14 protein-coding genes are annotated in these 16,966 nt (G+C 39.1%); 9 read left to right on the top strand and 5 right to left on the bottom strand.

The genetic code is table 11. From position 1 onward, the window contains the following. Positions 1-22 precede the first annotated feature (22 nt). The 3 genes from BLT95_RS08155 to BLT95_RS08145 all read right to left on the bottom strand — a co-directional run bounded on the left by BLT95_RS08155 (position 23) and on the right by BLT95_RS08145 (position 1,406). A complete protein-coding gene (locus BLT95_RS08155) occupies positions 23-373 on the bottom strand; it encodes a hypothetical protein (RefSeq protein WP_231896346.1) in 351 nt (116 codons plus the stop codon). A 114-nt stretch (positions 374-487) separates the two neighbouring features. Next, positions 488-1,105: a metallophosphatase domain-containing protein gene (locus tag BLT95_RS08150; RefSeq protein ID WP_089665608.1), complete on the bottom strand. Its 618-nt coding sequence runs from the start codon at positions 1,103-1,105 to the stop codon at positions 488-490. An 88-nt stretch (positions 1,106-1,193) separates the two neighbouring features. Continuing rightward, a complete protein-coding gene (locus BLT95_RS08145; protein ID WP_089666881.1) occupies positions 1,194-1,406 on the bottom strand; it encodes a hypothetical protein in 213 nt (70 codons plus the stop codon). Positions 1,407-1,589: 183 nt separating this feature from the next. Between BLT95_RS08145 and BLT95_RS08140 the strand changes: the two genes are divergently transcribed. Beyond that, positions 1,590-3,116 carry a hypothetical protein gene (locus tag BLT95_RS08140; RefSeq protein ID WP_089665607.1) on the top strand — a complete coding sequence of 509 codons (1,527 nt, stop codon included), beginning with the start codon at positions 1,590-1,592 and terminating at the stop codon, positions 3,114-3,116. On the opposite strand, the gene BLT95_RS08135 is transcribed toward BLT95_RS08140, so the two are convergent. Beyond that, positions 3,113-3,940 carry a universal stress protein gene (locus BLT95_RS08135; RefSeq protein WP_089665606.1) on the bottom strand — a complete coding sequence of 276 codons (828 nt, stop codon included), beginning with the start codon at positions 3,938-3,940 and terminating at the stop codon, positions 3,113-3,115. The genes BLT95_RS08140 and BLT95_RS08135 overlap by 4 nt on opposite strands. A 247-nt stretch (positions 3,941-4,187) precedes the next feature. Here BLT95_RS08135 and rimP point away from each other — a divergent pair, with 247 nt between their 5' ends. Genes rimP through infB form a run of 3 tightly spaced genes read left to right on the top strand, consistent with a single transcriptional unit; the run spans position 4,188 to position 8,735 of the window. Continuing rightward, the gene (gene rimP / locus BLT95_RS08130; RefSeq protein ID WP_089665605.1) at positions 4,188-4,649 is read left to right on the top strand and encodes a ribosome assembly cofactor RimP; all 462 of its coding nucleotides are present in this window, start codon (positions 4,188-4,190) and stop codon (positions 4,647-4,649) included. A gap of 12 nt (positions 4,650-4,661) precedes the next feature. After that, positions 4,662-5,894 (top strand): transcription termination factor NusA, encoded by a 1,233-nt coding sequence (gene nusA, locus BLT95_RS08125; protein WP_089665604.1) that lies wholly within the window; start codon positions 4,662-4,664, stop codon positions 5,892-5,894. A gap of 51 nt (positions 5,895-5,945) precedes the next feature. Next, the gene (gene infB / locus BLT95_RS08120) at positions 5,946-8,735 is read left to right on the top strand and encodes a translation initiation factor IF-2 (protein WP_089665603.1); all 2,790 of its coding nucleotides are present in this window, start codon (positions 5,946-5,948) and stop codon (positions 8,733-8,735) included. A 67-nt stretch (positions 8,736-8,802) separates the two neighbouring features. Here the strand turns inward: infB and BLT95_RS08115 are convergent, their stop codons facing one another. Continuing rightward, on the bottom strand, positions 8,803-9,192 hold the full coding sequence (locus tag BLT95_RS08115) for an SPOR domain-containing protein (RefSeq protein ID WP_089665602.1): 390 nt from the start codon (positions 9,190-9,192) through the stop codon (positions 8,803-8,805). 226 nt (positions 9,193-9,418) lie between these two features. On the opposite strand from BLT95_RS08115, the gene BLT95_RS08110 reads away from it, so the two are divergent. The 5 genes from BLT95_RS08110 to BLT95_RS08090 are packed head-to-tail and all read left to right on the top strand — an operon-like array spanning position 9,419 to position 16,959. Next, positions 9,419-10,777, top strand: coding sequence for a c-type cytochrome (locus tag BLT95_RS08110; protein WP_089665601.1), 1,359 nt, complete (start codon positions 9,419-9,421; stop codon positions 10,775-10,777). A gap of 48 nt (positions 10,778-10,825) precedes the next feature. Continuing rightward, entirely contained in the window at positions 10,826-13,888 is a 3,063-nt protein-coding gene (locus BLT95_RS08105; protein WP_089665600.1) for a TAT-variant-translocated molybdopterin oxidoreductase, read from the top strand. 36 nt (positions 13,889-13,924) lie between these two features. Beyond that, a complete protein-coding gene (gene nrfD / locus BLT95_RS08100; RefSeq protein ID WP_089665599.1) occupies positions 13,925-15,718 on the top strand; it encodes an NrfD/PsrC family molybdoenzyme membrane anchor subunit in 1,794 nt (597 codons plus the stop codon). Positions 15,719-15,723: 5 nt separating this feature from the next. After that, the gene (locus tag BLT95_RS08095) at positions 15,724-16,245 is read left to right on the top strand and encodes a DUF3341 domain-containing protein (RefSeq protein WP_089665598.1); all 522 of its coding nucleotides are present in this window, start codon (positions 15,724-15,726) and stop codon (positions 16,243-16,245) included. 12 nt (positions 16,246-16,257) lie between these two features. Next, positions 16,258-16,959, top strand: coding sequence for a cytochrome c (locus BLT95_RS08090; protein WP_089665597.1), 702 nt, complete (start codon positions 16,258-16,260; stop codon positions 16,957-16,959). Positions 16,960-16,966 lie beyond the last annotated feature (7 nt).

Raw genomic sequence — 16,966 nt, 5'->3', positions numbered from 1 at the left:
TTAGTGTAAATCGAAGAGAAAATTATGCTGCCGTAGTAATATTGTAATGATCTAAGATATCTTGATAAAAGAAGATACTTTTCTCATCTTTCTTAAGACAGGATCTAAGAAATCTTTCCAGGTCCATACATTCAAATGTAATATTTGTATATTTTTTTTTGCCAACTGGTAGTTGCAGATCGATAGTTTGATCGTCATAATTAATATTCACATGCTTCGCTTCAAAATACTTTTTTATGATAGCTCTATGCATGATCTGAAAATTAGAATTCTCCTGACCTTTATTGATAATGCTATAAGAAATAAGATTTTTGACTTCGTCAAGAATCTCCGGGGGAGTAGTTGTATTCATGGATGTATTGCTTTTCGACATTTATTCTTGGCTAAATTACTATTAGACAGCATAAAAGCTGTTAAAAAAAATGTAATACTTTGCCCGTTAATATTATTTTAACTTCATCAGAAGTTTCTTAACTAGATATTTGGTTTAAATGTCAATTATACGGGGTGAATGCATAATGCGATGACGTTCATCTAAAATAGATAGGTTGAAGTATTGGGTAGATGACTGTTTGGTAGAGCCCGCAGCATGATGAATATGACCAAAGCAATGATATTCAGGTTTAATAAATTTCACTATTTTATTTAATTCTTCACAGCCTAATTTTATACCACTACTAATTTCATCCAAGGTTCCGTATGGTGGTGTATGGGTGATAAGGATATCAGTATTTTCAGGGATGAGATTCCAGTGATGTCTAATTGGGGCACCTCTTTCTCTGTTAAAAGCCCAGTTTTCCATACCTGGAGTAACGGGAGATCCCCAAAATTGAAATCCGTGAATTTTTACGCCACGATCAATAAGTAAGTTTATATTTTCTGGAACATTACGCAGCTGCTCGGGCTTTTCAAAATAGAAGTCATGATTTCCGGGAATTAGAATTTTATGTTTATGAGATTGCAGGGAAAACCATCTTAAAAAATTTTCGGTTTCATTTCTGGTTCCTCCATCGGTGCAATCGCCGGCATGAATTAAAATATCTCCGTCTGGAATTGCGATATCATGATGAAAATTATGTGTGTCTGAAAGGCAAACAAGCCTCATATTTTTTGATTAAAATGAAGGGCAAAATAAATAAAAAAAATCCGTTGAGTTCTTCAACGGATTTTTCAATATATCTACTTGCTAATTTTTATTCTTGTTCATCAGCTGGAATTTCTACCAAACCTCTATCTGTTGGTAAAATTTTATTGATCGTTTTAAGCATCGCGAATGCAATAATTGCGGCAGTCACAGCGAAAAATAAGAATTTGATCAATAGACTTTCGGTAATTACAAGACTGTAAAAACCCAGGAAAATCTCCGTGATAACAAATAATACTTTTATACCGACCTTTAAAAACATTCTTTCTTTTTGATTTATTCCAAATATACTATCCAATTATCATACCGAGGAAGTATTATCCCAAGTTTGACGAAAATTTAACTTTGGCAACTTCTGAATTACAAACTTTTAAGTTAAAAATTCTTAAACAAGGTTTTTGATACACTCTGAATTGTAAATTGGTTTCACAAATTAGATCTAACATTGAAAAGAACTACAAAAATTGCGGTTGGTACTCTTATTGGGATTGGAGTGCTGGCGCTTACTTTATTGTTATTAAATAATTATCTTGAAACCAGGATTAGAACTAGTATAGAAGAAAACCTTAAGAAGGCAAATGGAAGTTTTGAGAAAGTAGATGTAAAACTTTTAGATCGAAGCGCTGAAGTGACCAATCCTTTTTTTACGGTGAAGGGTAAGACTTTAAAGGTGGATGCAATTCAATTAGATGATATTCAGCTTTGGGATTATATCTCTCAAAAGAATATCATAGTTGGAGATCTTCATATTTCCAATCCCGTAATAAAGGTTTTTAAATTTCAGGAAGATAACGTTGATTCTACCTCGGCAAAAAAAGAGAGTGTCAGTTTTAAGAATAAAGTACTTATTAAGAATGTAAATATTGCTGGAGGAAGTCTACAGATCTTTGAAAAAGATAGTTCGTCTCATAAGCTATACGCAAAAATAAAAGACATTAAAATGGAACAGGTGCGGCTTGACGCTAAAACCTTAAAAGAAACCGTCCCTTTTAATTATGATCTGATACTTTTAAAGTCAGATAGTGTTTTTTATGATCTTGATGAACGACATAAACTGGGAGCTGGAGATTTTGTTATGGATAATAATAAAGTCTTGATAAAAGATCTAAAGATCATACCCAGGTTTTCGAAAGCTGGACATCAGAAAACCACCCCCGTTGAAAAGGATAGATATGAGCTGAAAATAGATTCCCTGTCCATGAATAATTTTAGCTGGTCTATGCAGAATGATTCACTAAAAATTCAGAATCCTCTCACTAAAATTTCAGGTGTTTACTATGATATTTACAGGGATAAGCTTCAGCCGGATGATACCAGTATTAAACCACTTTATAGTGAGATGATAAGGAAGATGCCAATCCTGATTCAGTTAGATAGCATTCAAATTAATAGAGCGTATTTAAGATATGAAGAAAAAATTCAAGCCGATAGAGAAAGTGGGGTGGTTGATTTTTCGAATCTCAACGCTCAAATAAAGAATATTACGAATCTCAACCTAACCAGAAAGAATTTTCCAAAGACAGTTTTAATTGCAACCGCCAATTTTATGCAACAGGCTCCTTTAAAGGTGAATATGGAGTTTGATATTAGCGACAGGAGCGACCGCTTTCATATTACCGGGAATATGGGAAGGCTTGCAGCAGATAAAATGAATAATTTTATGAAGCCCGCAATGAATATAGAGGCGAAAGGTGAAATTTTAAATATGTATTTTAATTTTTATGGAAATCATACCAAAGGTAGCGGCGATATGAGATTAGAATATAAAGATTTTAAAATAGAGGTCCTTCGTAAGGATGGTTCAAAGAAAAACAAAATAGTATCTGCGCTCGCAAATCTTATTGTGAAAAATAAAGCGATCAATAAAAAGGCAAATTATAAAGAAATTAGCTTTATTCGGGATAAGACCAAATCATTCTGGAATTATCTATGGAATCTCTTAAAGAACGGAGCATTAAAATCCTTTCTTTAAATTTTAAAAGTGACCACAGGTCGCTTAGCATGGTTTACAAGATCTTCACTTATACTGCCATTAAAGAAGTGTGCGATTCCCTTTCTGCCATGTGTGCCTATGCCTAAAAGTCCGGCATCTATCTTCTGCGCAAAATTAAGGATGCCCTTTTCAACACTTATGTCGTTATATATGTGAATAGTGTATTTTTTGTGATTTGAATCACCGGCGAACTCCATCATTCTTGCATTGGCTTCCTCACTTGTTATAAAATCGTTAGGGGTGTTTACATAGAGCAAATGAAGATCTGCATTAATTGTATTAGCAAATTTTACAGCTTTTGTTAGAACATGTTTGTGATCATTATTGGCATCGGTTGCCAGTACAAAATTTTTAATATCAAAATCAGAGATTTCATTCTTGATCACTAACACTGGAATTTCTGAATGTCTAACCACTTTTTCTGTATTGGAGCCTATAAACATTTCCTGAAACCCACTTGCTCCATGCGAACCCATTACGATCAGGTCGCATTCCTTTTCTTTTCCAATTTCCATAATACCATCAAACGCTCGATGAAATTCTACGGTTTCATGAACTTTAATACCTTTCAGGTAAGGTTCTTTCATAATTTTCGCAAACCTCTGGTGGGCGAGTTTCATAAAAAAAATGGCTTCAGGAATATTTTGACCTCCGCCACCAATGGGATCTATTAGCTGAAGGGGAAGCTCTAGCATATGCAACAAATAGATCTCGCCATCGAATTTTCGGGCTAGCTGTGCAGCAACTTTCAGAGCCTTCTCAGCCTGGTCGCTAAAGTCTGTGGGAACAAGGATATTTCTCATGATTGAAGTTAAATGCTTAAAAATTATAGCTCTATTAAATTTACAAAGAATATTTCATCTGTTCCCGGTTATTTATTATTTTATGGTTAGCTGCGATTGCTAATACCTGCTATTCCCAAAAGAGAAATTCTGTTTTAGCTCATTTCATTTATTTCCACGTTTTTATACTTGGAAAATATTGCTATATTTGCAGCGTTGAAACTAAAAAAGTACAGCGAGGGGACAGAAGTCCCCTCTTTTTATAAGCATGCTGAAGGAGAAGGTAGAAAAGTTAGCAGAGAAGGTATTCGAAGAAAATAATTCATTATTTTTAATAAGCCTTGAGGTAAACTCCGCCAACCATATTAAGATAGTGTTGGACGGTGATGAAGGTGTTTCCGTAAACGACTGTATCCTGGTGAGCCGTGGGATTGAGCATAACCTGGACAGGGAAGAGGAAGATTTTTCTCTTGAAGTTACTTCGGCAGGAGTCTCTGAGCCTCTTTCAATGCCAAGACAATACAAGAAAAATATTGGTCGCAGGTTAAAGGTGAGGACGGAGAATGAAAAATTCGAAGCCGATCTTGTATCTGCAGATGATAGTGAAATAAAGCTTTCATGGAAAGCAAGAGAGCCCAAGCCAGTTGGTAAAGGGAAAGTGACAGTACAGAAAGAGGCGGTAGTGCCTTATACTGATATTGTGGAAGCAAAAGTTAAAATAACATTTTAATCACAAATTGATATGGAAAATATCGCGTTGATTGAGTCATTCTCAGAGTTTAAAGACGATAAACTTATAGATCGTGTTACGCTGATGGCGATCCTGGAGGATGTTTTTAGAAATGCTTTAAAGAAAAAGTATGGAGAAGACGATAATTTTGATATTATTGTAAACCCTGATAAAGGGGATCTTGAGATTTGGAGAAACCGAATCGTAGTGGCAGATGGAGAGGTAGAAGATTCAAACAGGGAGATTTCTTTAGCTCAGGCAAGAAAAATTGAGCCCGATTTTGAAGTTGGGGAAGATGTTTCTGAAGAAGTGAAGCTGGTAGATCTTGGTAGAAGAGCGATTTTAGCGCTACGTCAAAACCTGATCTCTAAGATTCATGAGCATGATAATACAAATATTTACAAGCAGTTTAAAGATCTTGAAGGAGAAATTTATACTGCTGAAGTTCATCATATAAGGCACAGGGCAATTATTCTTCTCGATGATGAAGGGAATGAGATTGTGCTTCCAAAAGATCGCCAGATTCCTTCAGATTTCTTCCGTAAAGGAGAAAATGTTAGAGGGATTATTGAGAGCGTCGAGTTAAAAGGTAATAAGCCTACGATCATTATGTCCAGAACCGCTCCCGGTTTCCTTGAGAAATTATTCGAACAGGAAATCCCGGAAGTGTTTGATGGTTTAATTACGATCAAAAAAGTGGTTCGTGTTCCTGGTGAGAAAGCAAAAGTAGCGGTAGATTCTTATGATGATAGAATAGACCCTGTTGGAGCTTGTGTGGGGATGAAAGGTTCCAGAATACACAGTATTGTACGTGAACTGGGGAATGAGAATATAGATGTGATCAATTTCACCAATAATGAACAGTTATTTATTACAAGGGCCTTAAGTCCTGCAAAAATAACTTCCATTAAAATGGACGAAGAAGCGAAAACAGCGGAGGTTATGCTGAAGCCGGAAGAAGTTTCTAAGGCAATTGGTCGAGGAGGGCACAATATTAGATTGGCAGGTCAGTTGACGGGTTATGAAATAGATGTGTATCGTGAAGGAGTAGAGGAAGATGTTGAGTTAAAAGAGTTTACAGATGAAATAGAAGACTGGGTGATTGCTGAGTTTTCTAAAATAGGTCTGGATACTGCAAAGGCTGTATTAGAGCAGGATGTTAATGATCTTGTTCGTCGTACAGATCTTGAAGAGGAAACCATTAAAGATGTGATGGCTGTTCTTCGTTCAGAATTTGAAGAATAATATTTTTTTAATATAGTTTACATTAAAAGAGGTTAATTTAGAGGGCAATTTATGGCAGAAGCGAAAACAACGCGATTAAATAAAGTTCTACGTGAGTTCAATATCTCGTTAGACAGGGCTGTGGAATATCTTACTTCCAAAGGCTATGAGATAGATGCACGTCCAACGACCAAGATCTCGGGAGAAATCTACGAGGTGCTTTCTGATGAATTCCAAACCGACAAGAGTAAAAAGGTTGCTTCTAAAGAAGTTGGAGAGGAGAGAAAGAAGGAAAAGGAAGAACTTCGCAAGGAGATCGAAGAAAAGCGTAAGGCAGACGAGGAGAAGAAAGAGAAGCAGGAAGAAGCTGTGTCGTCTAGAGCCAAGCTTGAAGGTCCAAAAACTGTCGGGAAGATAGATCTGGATAAAAAGCCAGGCGAAAAACCGAAAGAAGAAAAAGTCGAGGCCCCTAAAGAGGAAGCAAAAGAAACTCCAGCTGAAGAACCTGTCAAAGAAGCTGAAGAAACTAAGCAACCTGAAAAGCCTGCTGCGAAAGCAGAAGAAAAGGAAGAAAAGCCGAAAGAGGAAGAAAAAGCTGAGCCTAAGAAGGAAGAAGCTAAGCCTCAGGAAGCTAAAAAAGAAGAATCTAAACCTGAAGAACCTGCCGAAGCCGGCGAGTCTGAAGAAAAGGAGTCTGATAGGATAGAGACTAAGTATACCAAACTTAATGGTCCTAATTTCACCGGTAAAAAGATAGATCTTTCTCAATTCAAGAAACCTGTTAAGAAGAAGGAGGAGAAGAAAGACGATAAGAAAGATGATAAAGATAAGCGCAAGAAACGTCGCCGTCGCATCAGTAAAGATGTAAAAGGTGGAGGTGGAAACAACCAGCGCGGTGGAGCCAAGAAAGGTGGAAGAACCAGAAGTAAACCTATTACTAAAGAAGAGCCTACCGAGGAAGAAGTACAGAAGCAGGTGCGTGAAACACTTGAAAAACTTCAGGGTAAATCTTCTAAAGGTAAGGGAGCAAAATATAGAAGAGAGAAAAGAGATCAGCACCGTCAAAGATCTGAGCAGGATCTTGCGCAGCAGGAATCTGACGAAAAGATCTTAAAAGTAACAGAATTTGTTACTGTGAGTGAGGTTGCAACTATGATGGATGTTTCTGTAACTCAGGTGATTTCTGCATGTATGTCTCTTGGGATGATGGTTACGATGAACCAGCGTCTGGATGCTGAAACTCTTAGTATTGTTGCTGAAGAATTTGGTTATGAGGTTGAGTTTACAACCGCCGATGTTGAAGAGACTGTTGAAGAAGTAGAAGAGAATCCGGAAGATCTTGAAACAAGAGCTCCAATTGTAACGGTAATGGGTCACGTAGACCACGGTAAAACATCTTTACTAGATTATGTTCGTAAAGAGAATGTGATTGCCGGGGAAAGTGGTGGAATTACTCAGCATATTGGTGCTTACGGAGTAAAGCTTGAAGGCGGACAAAAAATAGCTTTCCTTGATACACCGGGTCACGAAGCCTTTACGGCGATGCGTGCTCGTGGTGCACAGGTTACTGATATCGCGATTATTGTGATCGCGGCAGATGATGATGTGATGCCTCAAACAAAAGAGGCGATTTCTCACGCCCAGGCGGCAGGAGTGCCGATCATCTTTGCAATTAACAAATCTGATTTGCCAACGGCAAATCCGGAAAAAATTAAGGAAAAACTAGCTTCCATGGATCTTCTTGTTGAAGATTGGGGTGGTAAGATTCAGTCACACGATATTTCTGCAAAAACAGGAGCTGGTGTAAAAGAATTGCTTGAAAAAGTGCTTCTTGAAGCGGAGATCCTGGAATTGCAGGCAAATCCTAAAAAACTTGCTAAGGGTACAGTTGTAGAAGCCTTCCTTGATAAAGGTCGTGGTTATATTGCAACCATACTAGTGCAGGCAGGTACGCTTAAGGTAGGAGATTATGTGCTGGCCGGTAGACATAGTGGTAAGGTAAAGGCTATGCACGATGAGCGCGGTCATGAGGTGAAAGAGGCAGGCCCTTCAACACCGGTTTCAATTCTTGGTCTTGATGGTGCGCCACAGGCCGGGGATACTTTCAAGGTGATGGAAGATGAACGTGAAGCTAAAGATATTGCTGCAAGACGTACTCAATTACAACGTGAGCAGAATGTTAGAACTCAGCGTCACATAACGCTTGATGAGATTGGTAGACGTATCGCTCTTGGAGACTTTAAAGAATTGAATATTATCCTGAAAGGTGATGTGGATGGTTCTGTGGAAGCACTAACAGATAGTTTCCAGAAGCTTTCTACGGAAGAGATTCAGGTAAATATCATACATAAAGGAGTAGGTGCAATTACTGAAAGTGATGTGTTGCTTGCTTCAGCATCTGACGCAGTAATCATTGGATTTAACGTTCGTCCTGCCGGAAATGCAAGACAGGTTGCCGATAAGGAAGAAATCGACATCAGAACATATTCTATTATCTATGATGCGATCAACGATCTGAAAGATGCGATGGAAGGTATGCTTTCTCCTGAATTAAAAGAGGAGATTACAGGTACTGCTGAAATTAGAGAAACTTTCAAGATCTCTAAAATCGGAACTATTGCCGGATGTATGGTAACTTCAGGAACAATTTATAGAAGTGCCGGTGTGCGCCTTATTAGAGATGGTGTGGTTGTTTACACGGGTGAGCTTTCTTCATTGAAACGTTTCAAAGACGATGTTAGAGAAGTGAAGAAAGGTTACGACTGCGGTATGCAGGTTAAGAATTATAATGATATTAGAGAGGGAGACGTAATTGAAGCCTTTAGAGAGGTGGAGGTTAAGAAAACCTTGAAGTCTAAATAGGGGCTTGTAATGGCATAAAAAAAGCGACTCATTCCTGAGTCGCTTTTTTTATGCTATAATTTTAAAATTATCGGCGTTGGGGTTTTGGGATAAAGGCGGAAGGAAAGTTTTCCTTTACTTTCAAAAGCGCTCGATCAGCCTCTAGTCTGCTTCTGAAATTCCCGACCCATACTTTGTAATTAGGTGCTTCATAAGTAATTTGTGAAGGGTAATTATAGGTATTCCTGTATTTCTGGATCACCTCGTTTGCTTCCCCATTGTCACCATAGAATAACTGAATAACATAACGATCACCGATCTTGTTATTTTTATTCAGTTCGGTTTTGACTTCCATTAGTTTTTCTATCTTTTGGTTTTGTTGAATAGAAACATTGCCTTCCTGAGCATTCATTTTTTGATTGGAAATGAATAAAAGAACAGCGAAAGATAAAAGAAACAGGGATGTTGGTTTTCTCATGGTATTCTGGCTTTTTGACAAATGTAAAATTAAATAACTTAAACAGGTTGTAAATTATTATTTAGAACTAATATAAATTAACCATTAACACTTATGTAACATTCCTAAAATCGTCTATAAGTATTACTTTTGTGCCTGAATTTAAAGGTACCTTTTTAGGTTTTTAGCCCTAAAATACTGAGTGTAAAAACCGTACCAAAGTTTAGACGTTAATCGAACTTATAATATGAAAAAGGTGATTTTCCGCCATTCAACTTCGCGACAACTACTATTAAGCGTAGCATTTTTATTTACATTCACCCTTTCCGGCTTTGCTCAGGCTCAGACGGCGCAGGATACTACTGCACAGGCTGAAGCTGGTCAGGAGGCTACTGCTTCAGATGCTGCAGCTTCAAGTTTGGGGGATGCTGCCGCAGGAAAAGAATTGTTTAATTCTCTTTGTGCTGCATGTCATAAACCTTATTCAAACTCCATTGGTCCTGCCTTGAATGGCGTGACAGACAGGCATGAAATGACCTGGATCTATGAGTGGATTAAAAATTCAGCGGCATTGATCGCAAGTGGCGATTCTGAAGCACAAGCTGTTTATGAAGAGTGGGGTCAAACGGCGATGCCTGCATTTCCTCAGTTAACTAATGCTGATATTGATAATATTCTTGCTTACGTAGAGCAGCCAAAGCCGGAGCCACAAGCGGCTACTGGAGGTGCTGCTGGAGAAGCTGGAGCTGCCGGAGGATCTGGAGGAGTTTCTACAAATGTGATCCTTGGTATCCTGGTTTTTGTATTGGCTATATTATTATTGGTTTTGTTCCTGGTTAACAAAACACTTAGAAATTTTGCTGATGCTTCTGGGATCGTAATTCCGGAAAAGCCTAAAAGAAAGCCAATTCATAAAGCATTTGTTGAAAATCAGTTCCTGGTATTGGTGAGCGCGATATTTGTTCTTTTGGCAGTTGGTTATTTTGCTTACGGATTCTTGATGCAGGTTGGTGTAGATAAGGGCTATCAGCCAATTCAGCCAATTCATTATTCTCATAGAATTCATGCTGGTGATAATGAGATCGAGTGTAAATACTGTCACTCTTCTGCAAAAACATCTAAGCATTCAGGGATTCCTTCTCTAAATGTATGTATGAACTGTCATAAGTCGATTGCTGAAGTATCTCCTGAAACAGCTACAGAAGATTATTCAAAAGAATTTTACGATAAAGAAATTCAGAAGTTATATGCCGCCGCCGGATGGGATCCTGCTTCCAGAACTTATTCTGGAGAGGAGAAACCTGTAAAGTGGGTGCGTATTCATAATCTTCCGGATTTCGCATACTTTAACCACTCTCAGCACGTAAGTGTGGCGGGTATCGAATGTCAGAAATGTCACGGTCCTATAGAGGAGATGGAAATCGTATATCAGGATGCTCCTTTGACTATGGGGTGGTGTATTAACTGTCACCGTGAAACCAATATCAGGATCGAGGGTAATGAATATTACGAGAAGATCCATGAAGAGTTATCGAAAAAATATGGTGTAGAAGAGCTTACTGCTGCTCAGATGGGCGGATTGGAATGTGGTAAGTGTCACTATTAAAATCCTGGAATTCAGGTATAATTTAAGAAGCTAATATCTAGATATAATATGTCATCAAACAAGAAATACTGGAAAAGTGTTGAAGAGCTAAATGAAAACAGCTCTGTTGTTGAGACGCTCCAACAAAAGGAATTTGCTGAGGAGATCCCGGTAGAGGACTTCCTTGGGGATAAAGAGAATCTTGGAGATTCTAAAACTTCAAGAAGAGATTTCCTTAAGTATGTTGGTTTCAGTACAGCAGCGGCATCACTGGCTGCCTGCGAGGGCCCTGTGACCAAATCTATTCCTTATGTGGTGCAACCGGAAAGAATTGTGCCTGGGATCGCGAATTACTACGCATCTACGATTGCTGATGGTTTCGACTTCGCAAGCGTTCTGGTAAAAACTCGTGAGGGTAGGCCAATTAAAATTGAAAATAATGATCTGTCGAAGTTTAAGGGAGGAGCAAATGCTCGTGTCCATGCATCGGTACTTTCATTGTATGATACAAAAAGGGTGAAACGCCCAATGATTGAAGGTAGAAATGTTTCCTGGGAAGAATTTGACCGTGAGGTTGAGTCTGCACTTGATAATGTAGGTGGGGAAATTGTTCTTCTAACGCAAACATTTGCGAGTCCTTCAACTTCAAAATTAATTCAGGAATTTTCTTCAAAGTATGGGAATGTACGTCATGTAGTGTACGATACCGTTTCTGAAGATGCTGCGTTGAATGCGTTCCAGTCTAAATACGGGCGACGTGCTTTACCAAATTATGATTTCTCGAAAGCGGAAACCATAGTAAGTGTGGGTGCAGATTTTCTTGCCGACTGGCAGGGAGGTGGTTTTGATGCTGCTTATGCGAAGACAAGAATTCCTGAGAATGGAAATATGTCCCGTCATATTCAGTTTGAGTCAAATATGTCTCTAAGTGGTGCAAACGCAGATAAGCGAGTTCCATTAAAGCCTTCTCAACAAAAAGCAGTTCTTGCTGCTTTGAATGGATATGTTACCGGAGGTTCATCTACGAGTGATCTTCCTTCGGGAATTGATGATGCTGTAGTAAAAGCCGCTAGTCAGCTTAGAAAAGCAGGTAGTGGGGCTGTAGTTGTTTGTGGTATTCCAGATGAAGAAGCTCAAACCTGGGCGTTGGAGATCAACGAAGCTCTGCGTAGCGCTGTGATGGATACTTCAAATGCAAGAATGATTCGTCAGGGTAATGCTTCTGAAGTGGCTCAGTTAGTAGAAGATATGAATAATGGTAGTGTTGGCGCTCTTTTGATCGCTGGTTTAAATCCTGCTCATACGCTTCCGAACAGAAAAGAATTTATTGAAGGTTTAAAACAGGTTGATACGGTAGTAGATTTCACAACCAGAACCGATGAGACTTCAAAATTAAGTAAATATGTAGCTGCTACTCCACATTACCTGGAGAGCTGGGGCGATATTCAGTTTTCTGAAAAATCTTTCAGCTTAATGCAGCCTACCATAAGACCATTATTTGATACAAGACAATTTCAGGATACTCTTTTGAAATGGTCTGATAATAATTCGTCTTTTTACGAATATATTAAAGAGACATGGTCTGCCGGATTAGGAGATAGAAACTGGAGCGAGGTGCTTCATGATGGAGTTTTTGAAGCTTCTTCTCCCGTTGCGATGCCGGTTTCAACAAATTCAGGCTCTTCTTCAGTATCGTTCAATATGGACGATATGGAAGGTGAAGGTTTTGAATTAACGCTTTATACAAATACTGCGATCGGTGACGGTCAGCAGGCAAATAATCCATGGTTACAGGAATTACCAGATCCTCTTTCGAGAGCAAGTTGGGATAACTATCTAACCGTTTCTAAAGCTGATGCTGAAGAACTTGGACTGGAGAATGAAAATGTTGCCAACGGTGGTCTTAACGGAAGTTATGTAAACCTTAGTGTTGGTGATACGGTAGTTCAAAACGTACCTGTATATGTAATGCCGGGTCAGGCAAAAGGATCTGTAGGTCTTGCGCTTGGTTACGGTAGAAAAGCTGGTATTCAGTCTGAAATGCAAACAGGAGTAAACGCGTATCCTTTATACAAGAACTTTAGTTCTGTTCAAAAAGTAAAGATCGAGAAGGCTTCAGGAATGCATGAATTTGCATGTGTCCAGCTTCATAATACCTTAATGGGTAGAGGTGATATTATAAAGGAAACCAGTCTTGAGATATTCAATACTAAAGATGCTCACGTTTGGAATCATGTTCCTGAAGTTTCCCTGGCTCACCAGGAAACCCCGGTAACTTCTCCTGAAGTTGATATGTGGGATAGCTTTGACAGGTCTACCGGTCCGCATTTTAACCTAAGTATAGACTTAAATGCCTGTACGGGTTGTGGTGCTTGTGTGATCGCATGTCATTCTGAAAATAACGTTCCTGTTGTTGGTAGGGAAGAGGTGAGAAAATCAAGAGATATGCACTGGTTACGTATTGACCGTTATTTCTCTTCTGAAGATACCTTCACGAACGATCTTGATAAAAAAGAAAATATTGGTGGCCTTGGAAGTTCGCTTTCTGAATTTGGAGAGCTTGAACAGCCGGCAGATAATCCACAGGTGGTATTTCAGCCTGTAATGTGCCAGCATTGTAACCATGCTCCATGTGAGACTGTATGTCCTGTTGCGGCAACTTCTCATGGAAGACAGGGTCAGAACCAAATGATCTATAACAGGTGTGTGGGTACAAGATATTGTGCAAACAACTGTCCTTATAAAGTACGTCGTTTCAACTGGTTTAATTATGCCCAGAACGACGAATTTGATTACCATATGAACAATGACCTTGGAAGAATGGTGCTTAACCCAGATGTGACTGTACGTTCCAGAGGGGTTATGGAGAAATGTTCTATGTGTATTCAAATGACACAAAAGACGATCCTTGATGCTAAACGCGAAGGTCGAACGATTGAAGATGGTGAATTCCAGACGGCATGTTCTGCTGCTTGTGATAAAGGAGCGATGGTCTTTGGAGATGTGAATAACGAGGACTCGAAAGTTCTTGAAAAGAAAAATGATGACAGGATGTATCATCTGCTTGAGTATGTAGGTACAAAACCAAACGTGATGTACCAGACGAAAGTTAGAAATACAACCGAAGCTTAATAATAACGAATAACTAAGAATCAATCAGATAAGGATATGTCTCATTACGAAGCACCTATACGAAAGCCTCTAGTTACCGGGAACAAAAGCTATCACGATGTGACTGTTGATGTTGCTGCTCCGGTTGAAGGAAGGGCTAATAAAACCTGGTGGATAGTCTTTGCTATCTCTCTTGTTGCCTTTCTTTGGGGTGTTGGATGTATAGTTTACACAATTTCTACAGGTATTGGTACCTGGGGATTAAACAAGACCGTAGGTTGGGCCTGGGATATTACCAACTTTGTATGGTGGGTAGGTATCGGTCACGCCGGTACATTGATTTCTGCTGTACTATTGCTGTTCCGTCAGAAGTGGAGAATGGCAATTAACAGGTCTGCAGAGGCTATGACCATTTTCTCTGTAATGCAGGCAGGTCTATTCCCTTTAATTCACATGGGGCGTCCATGGCTGGCATATTGGGTACTTCCAATCCCTAACCAGTTTGGATCTCTTTGGGTGAACTTTAACTCACCGCTTCTTTGGGATGTATTTGCGATCTCTACATATCTTTCAGTGTCACTTGTATTCTGGTGGACTGGATTATTGCCAGATTTCGCGATGATTCGTGATAGAGCGATTACGCCTTTTACAAAAAGAGTATACGGAATATTATCATTTGGATGGAGTGGACGTGCCAAGGACTGGCAGCGTTTTGAAGAAGTATCACTAGTACTTGCCGGTTTGGCAACACCACTGGTGCTTTCTGTACACACTATTGTATCTTTTGACTTTGCAACTTCGGTAATTCCGGGATGGCATACCACCATTTTCCCTCCTTACTTTGTTGCGGGTGCGATCTTCTCTGGATTTGCCATGGTAAATACCTTGCTTATCATCATGAGAAAGGTTTCTAATCTTGAAGATTATATTACTATTCAGCATATCGAATTGATGAACATTGTGATCATGATTACGGGTTCTATCGTAGGTACTGCATATATTACCGAGTTGGTGATCGCGTGGTATTCAGGTGTTGAGTACGAACAGTATGCATTCCTTAATAGGGCTACCGGGCCTTACTGGTGGGCATACTGGAGTATGATGACCTGTAATGTGTTCTCGCCACAGTTTATGTGGTTCAAGAAATTACGTACCAGTATTATGTTCTCGTTCTTTATCTCGATTGTGGTAAATATCGGAATGTGGTTTGAGCGTTTTGTAATTATCGTGACTTCATTGCACCGTGATTACCTTCCGTCTTCATGGACGATGTTCTCTCCAACTTTTGTAGATATAGGGATCTTTATTGGAACCATTGGATTCTTCTTCGTGTTATTCCTTCTATATGCACGTTCGTTCCCTGTGATCGCTCAGGCAGAGGTAAAAACAATCTTGAAGTCTTCAGGAGAAAAATATAAAAAATTAAGAGCTGAGCATGGTGACGATGTTTCTCATGTTGATGTAGACCCAGCGGGTGCAGGCCCTTCAGCAAATATTAATGAGGAGCATACTTCTCAATTTGGTGATACTGAGGGGGAATCACATGAAGATACTGTGAATATGGAAGGTCTTTCTTTATCTGAAGTAACTAAAGATCGTATAGATGAGATGCTTTCCAGAATTGGGACTTACGATCCAAAAACTCAGGATGCTGATGATCTTACGAAATTGAAAAATGTTGGACCGTTGCTTCAGCAACATTTCCATCAGGTTGGTATCTATCTGTTTGATCAGGTAAGTAAATTAACAGAACAGGATTTTGAATTGCTTGATGAAGTGATTGAAAACTTCCCTATCCAGGAGAATAGAGAAGGATGGATCGCTCAGGCAAACAAACTAAAAAATAAATAATCAGGATGGCATCTAAAGTTTTACACGCTATTTACAGAGATGACGATCTGCTTTTACAGGCTGTAAAGCAGATTCGTGAAGCACGCTATCATATAGGGGAGATCTATTGTCCATTTCCGGTTCACGGACTTGATAAAGCAATGGGGCTGGCTCCAACAAGATTGGCAATCACATCCTTTATGTATGGATTAGTTGGTCTATCTGTAGCCGTTGCAATGATGAATTTTATCATGATTGAAGACTGGCCACAGGATATTGGTGGTAAACCTAGTTTTAGCTTTATTGAAAACATGCCGGCCTTTGTGCCTATCATGTTTGAATTAACAGTATTCTTTGCTGCCCACCTTATGGTGATCACTTTTTACATGAGAAGTAGATTGTGGCCATTTAAAAAAGCAGAAAATCCTGATGTGAGAACTACAGATGATGTATTCTTAATGGAGGTAGACGCTTCCAATCATAATATAGATGATCTTACCGATTTTTTATATAACACGGGAGCTTCTGAAATTAAATTAATAGAATAATAAATAGTGATAATGAGAAGTTTGTTCCATAAAACTATAGGATTTTGTCTGCTTGGCTTTGCAGTTGTTTCCTGCCATGACAAGGGGGATCCAAACTATCAGTACATGCCAGATATGTATGAGTCGGTAGGTTACGAAACTTACGGTGAGTATAAGGTTTTTCAAAATGGACAGGAAGCAAAACTTCCTGTAGAGGGCACGATTCCTCGCGGGTGGTTACCTTATGATTACCAGAATAATCCTGAAGGCGCTGCTGATGCAAAAGCTAACCTGAAAAATCCACTGCCTTACACACAGGATAACCTTGTAGAAGGGAAAGCGCTTTACACTGTTTATTGTGCGGTATGTCACGGTGATAAAGGAGCAGGGAAGGGAATCCTTGTAGAACGAGAAAAGATTCTGGGAGTTCCTTCATATGATGATGCCGGGCGTGCGATTACCGAAGGTAGTGTATATCACGTTATGTATTATGGTCTTAATAATATGGGGTCTTATGCTGCTCAAACGACGATAAAAGAACGTTGGCAGATAGATCACTATGTGATGAGCCTTAAAGACAAGTTGGAAGGAAAAGCTGAAAGAGAGTACGAAGAAGAAACCGGGGAACCAACTCAACTTCTTCCTTCAAGAGCCGATGCAAATCTTTATGATGATGCAGGTGATATAAACTCTGATCAGGAAAACCAGAACGACCAAACCGAAACCCAAGAATAAAGATTTA

Source organism: Gramella sp. MAR_2010_147, assembly GCF_900105135.1.
GTDB lineage: Bacteria > Bacteroidota > Bacteroidia > Flavobacteriales > Flavobacteriaceae > Christiangramia.
Note: the sequence above shows the minus strand (reverse complement) of the source record. Positions and strands in the feature narration are given on the sequence as shown.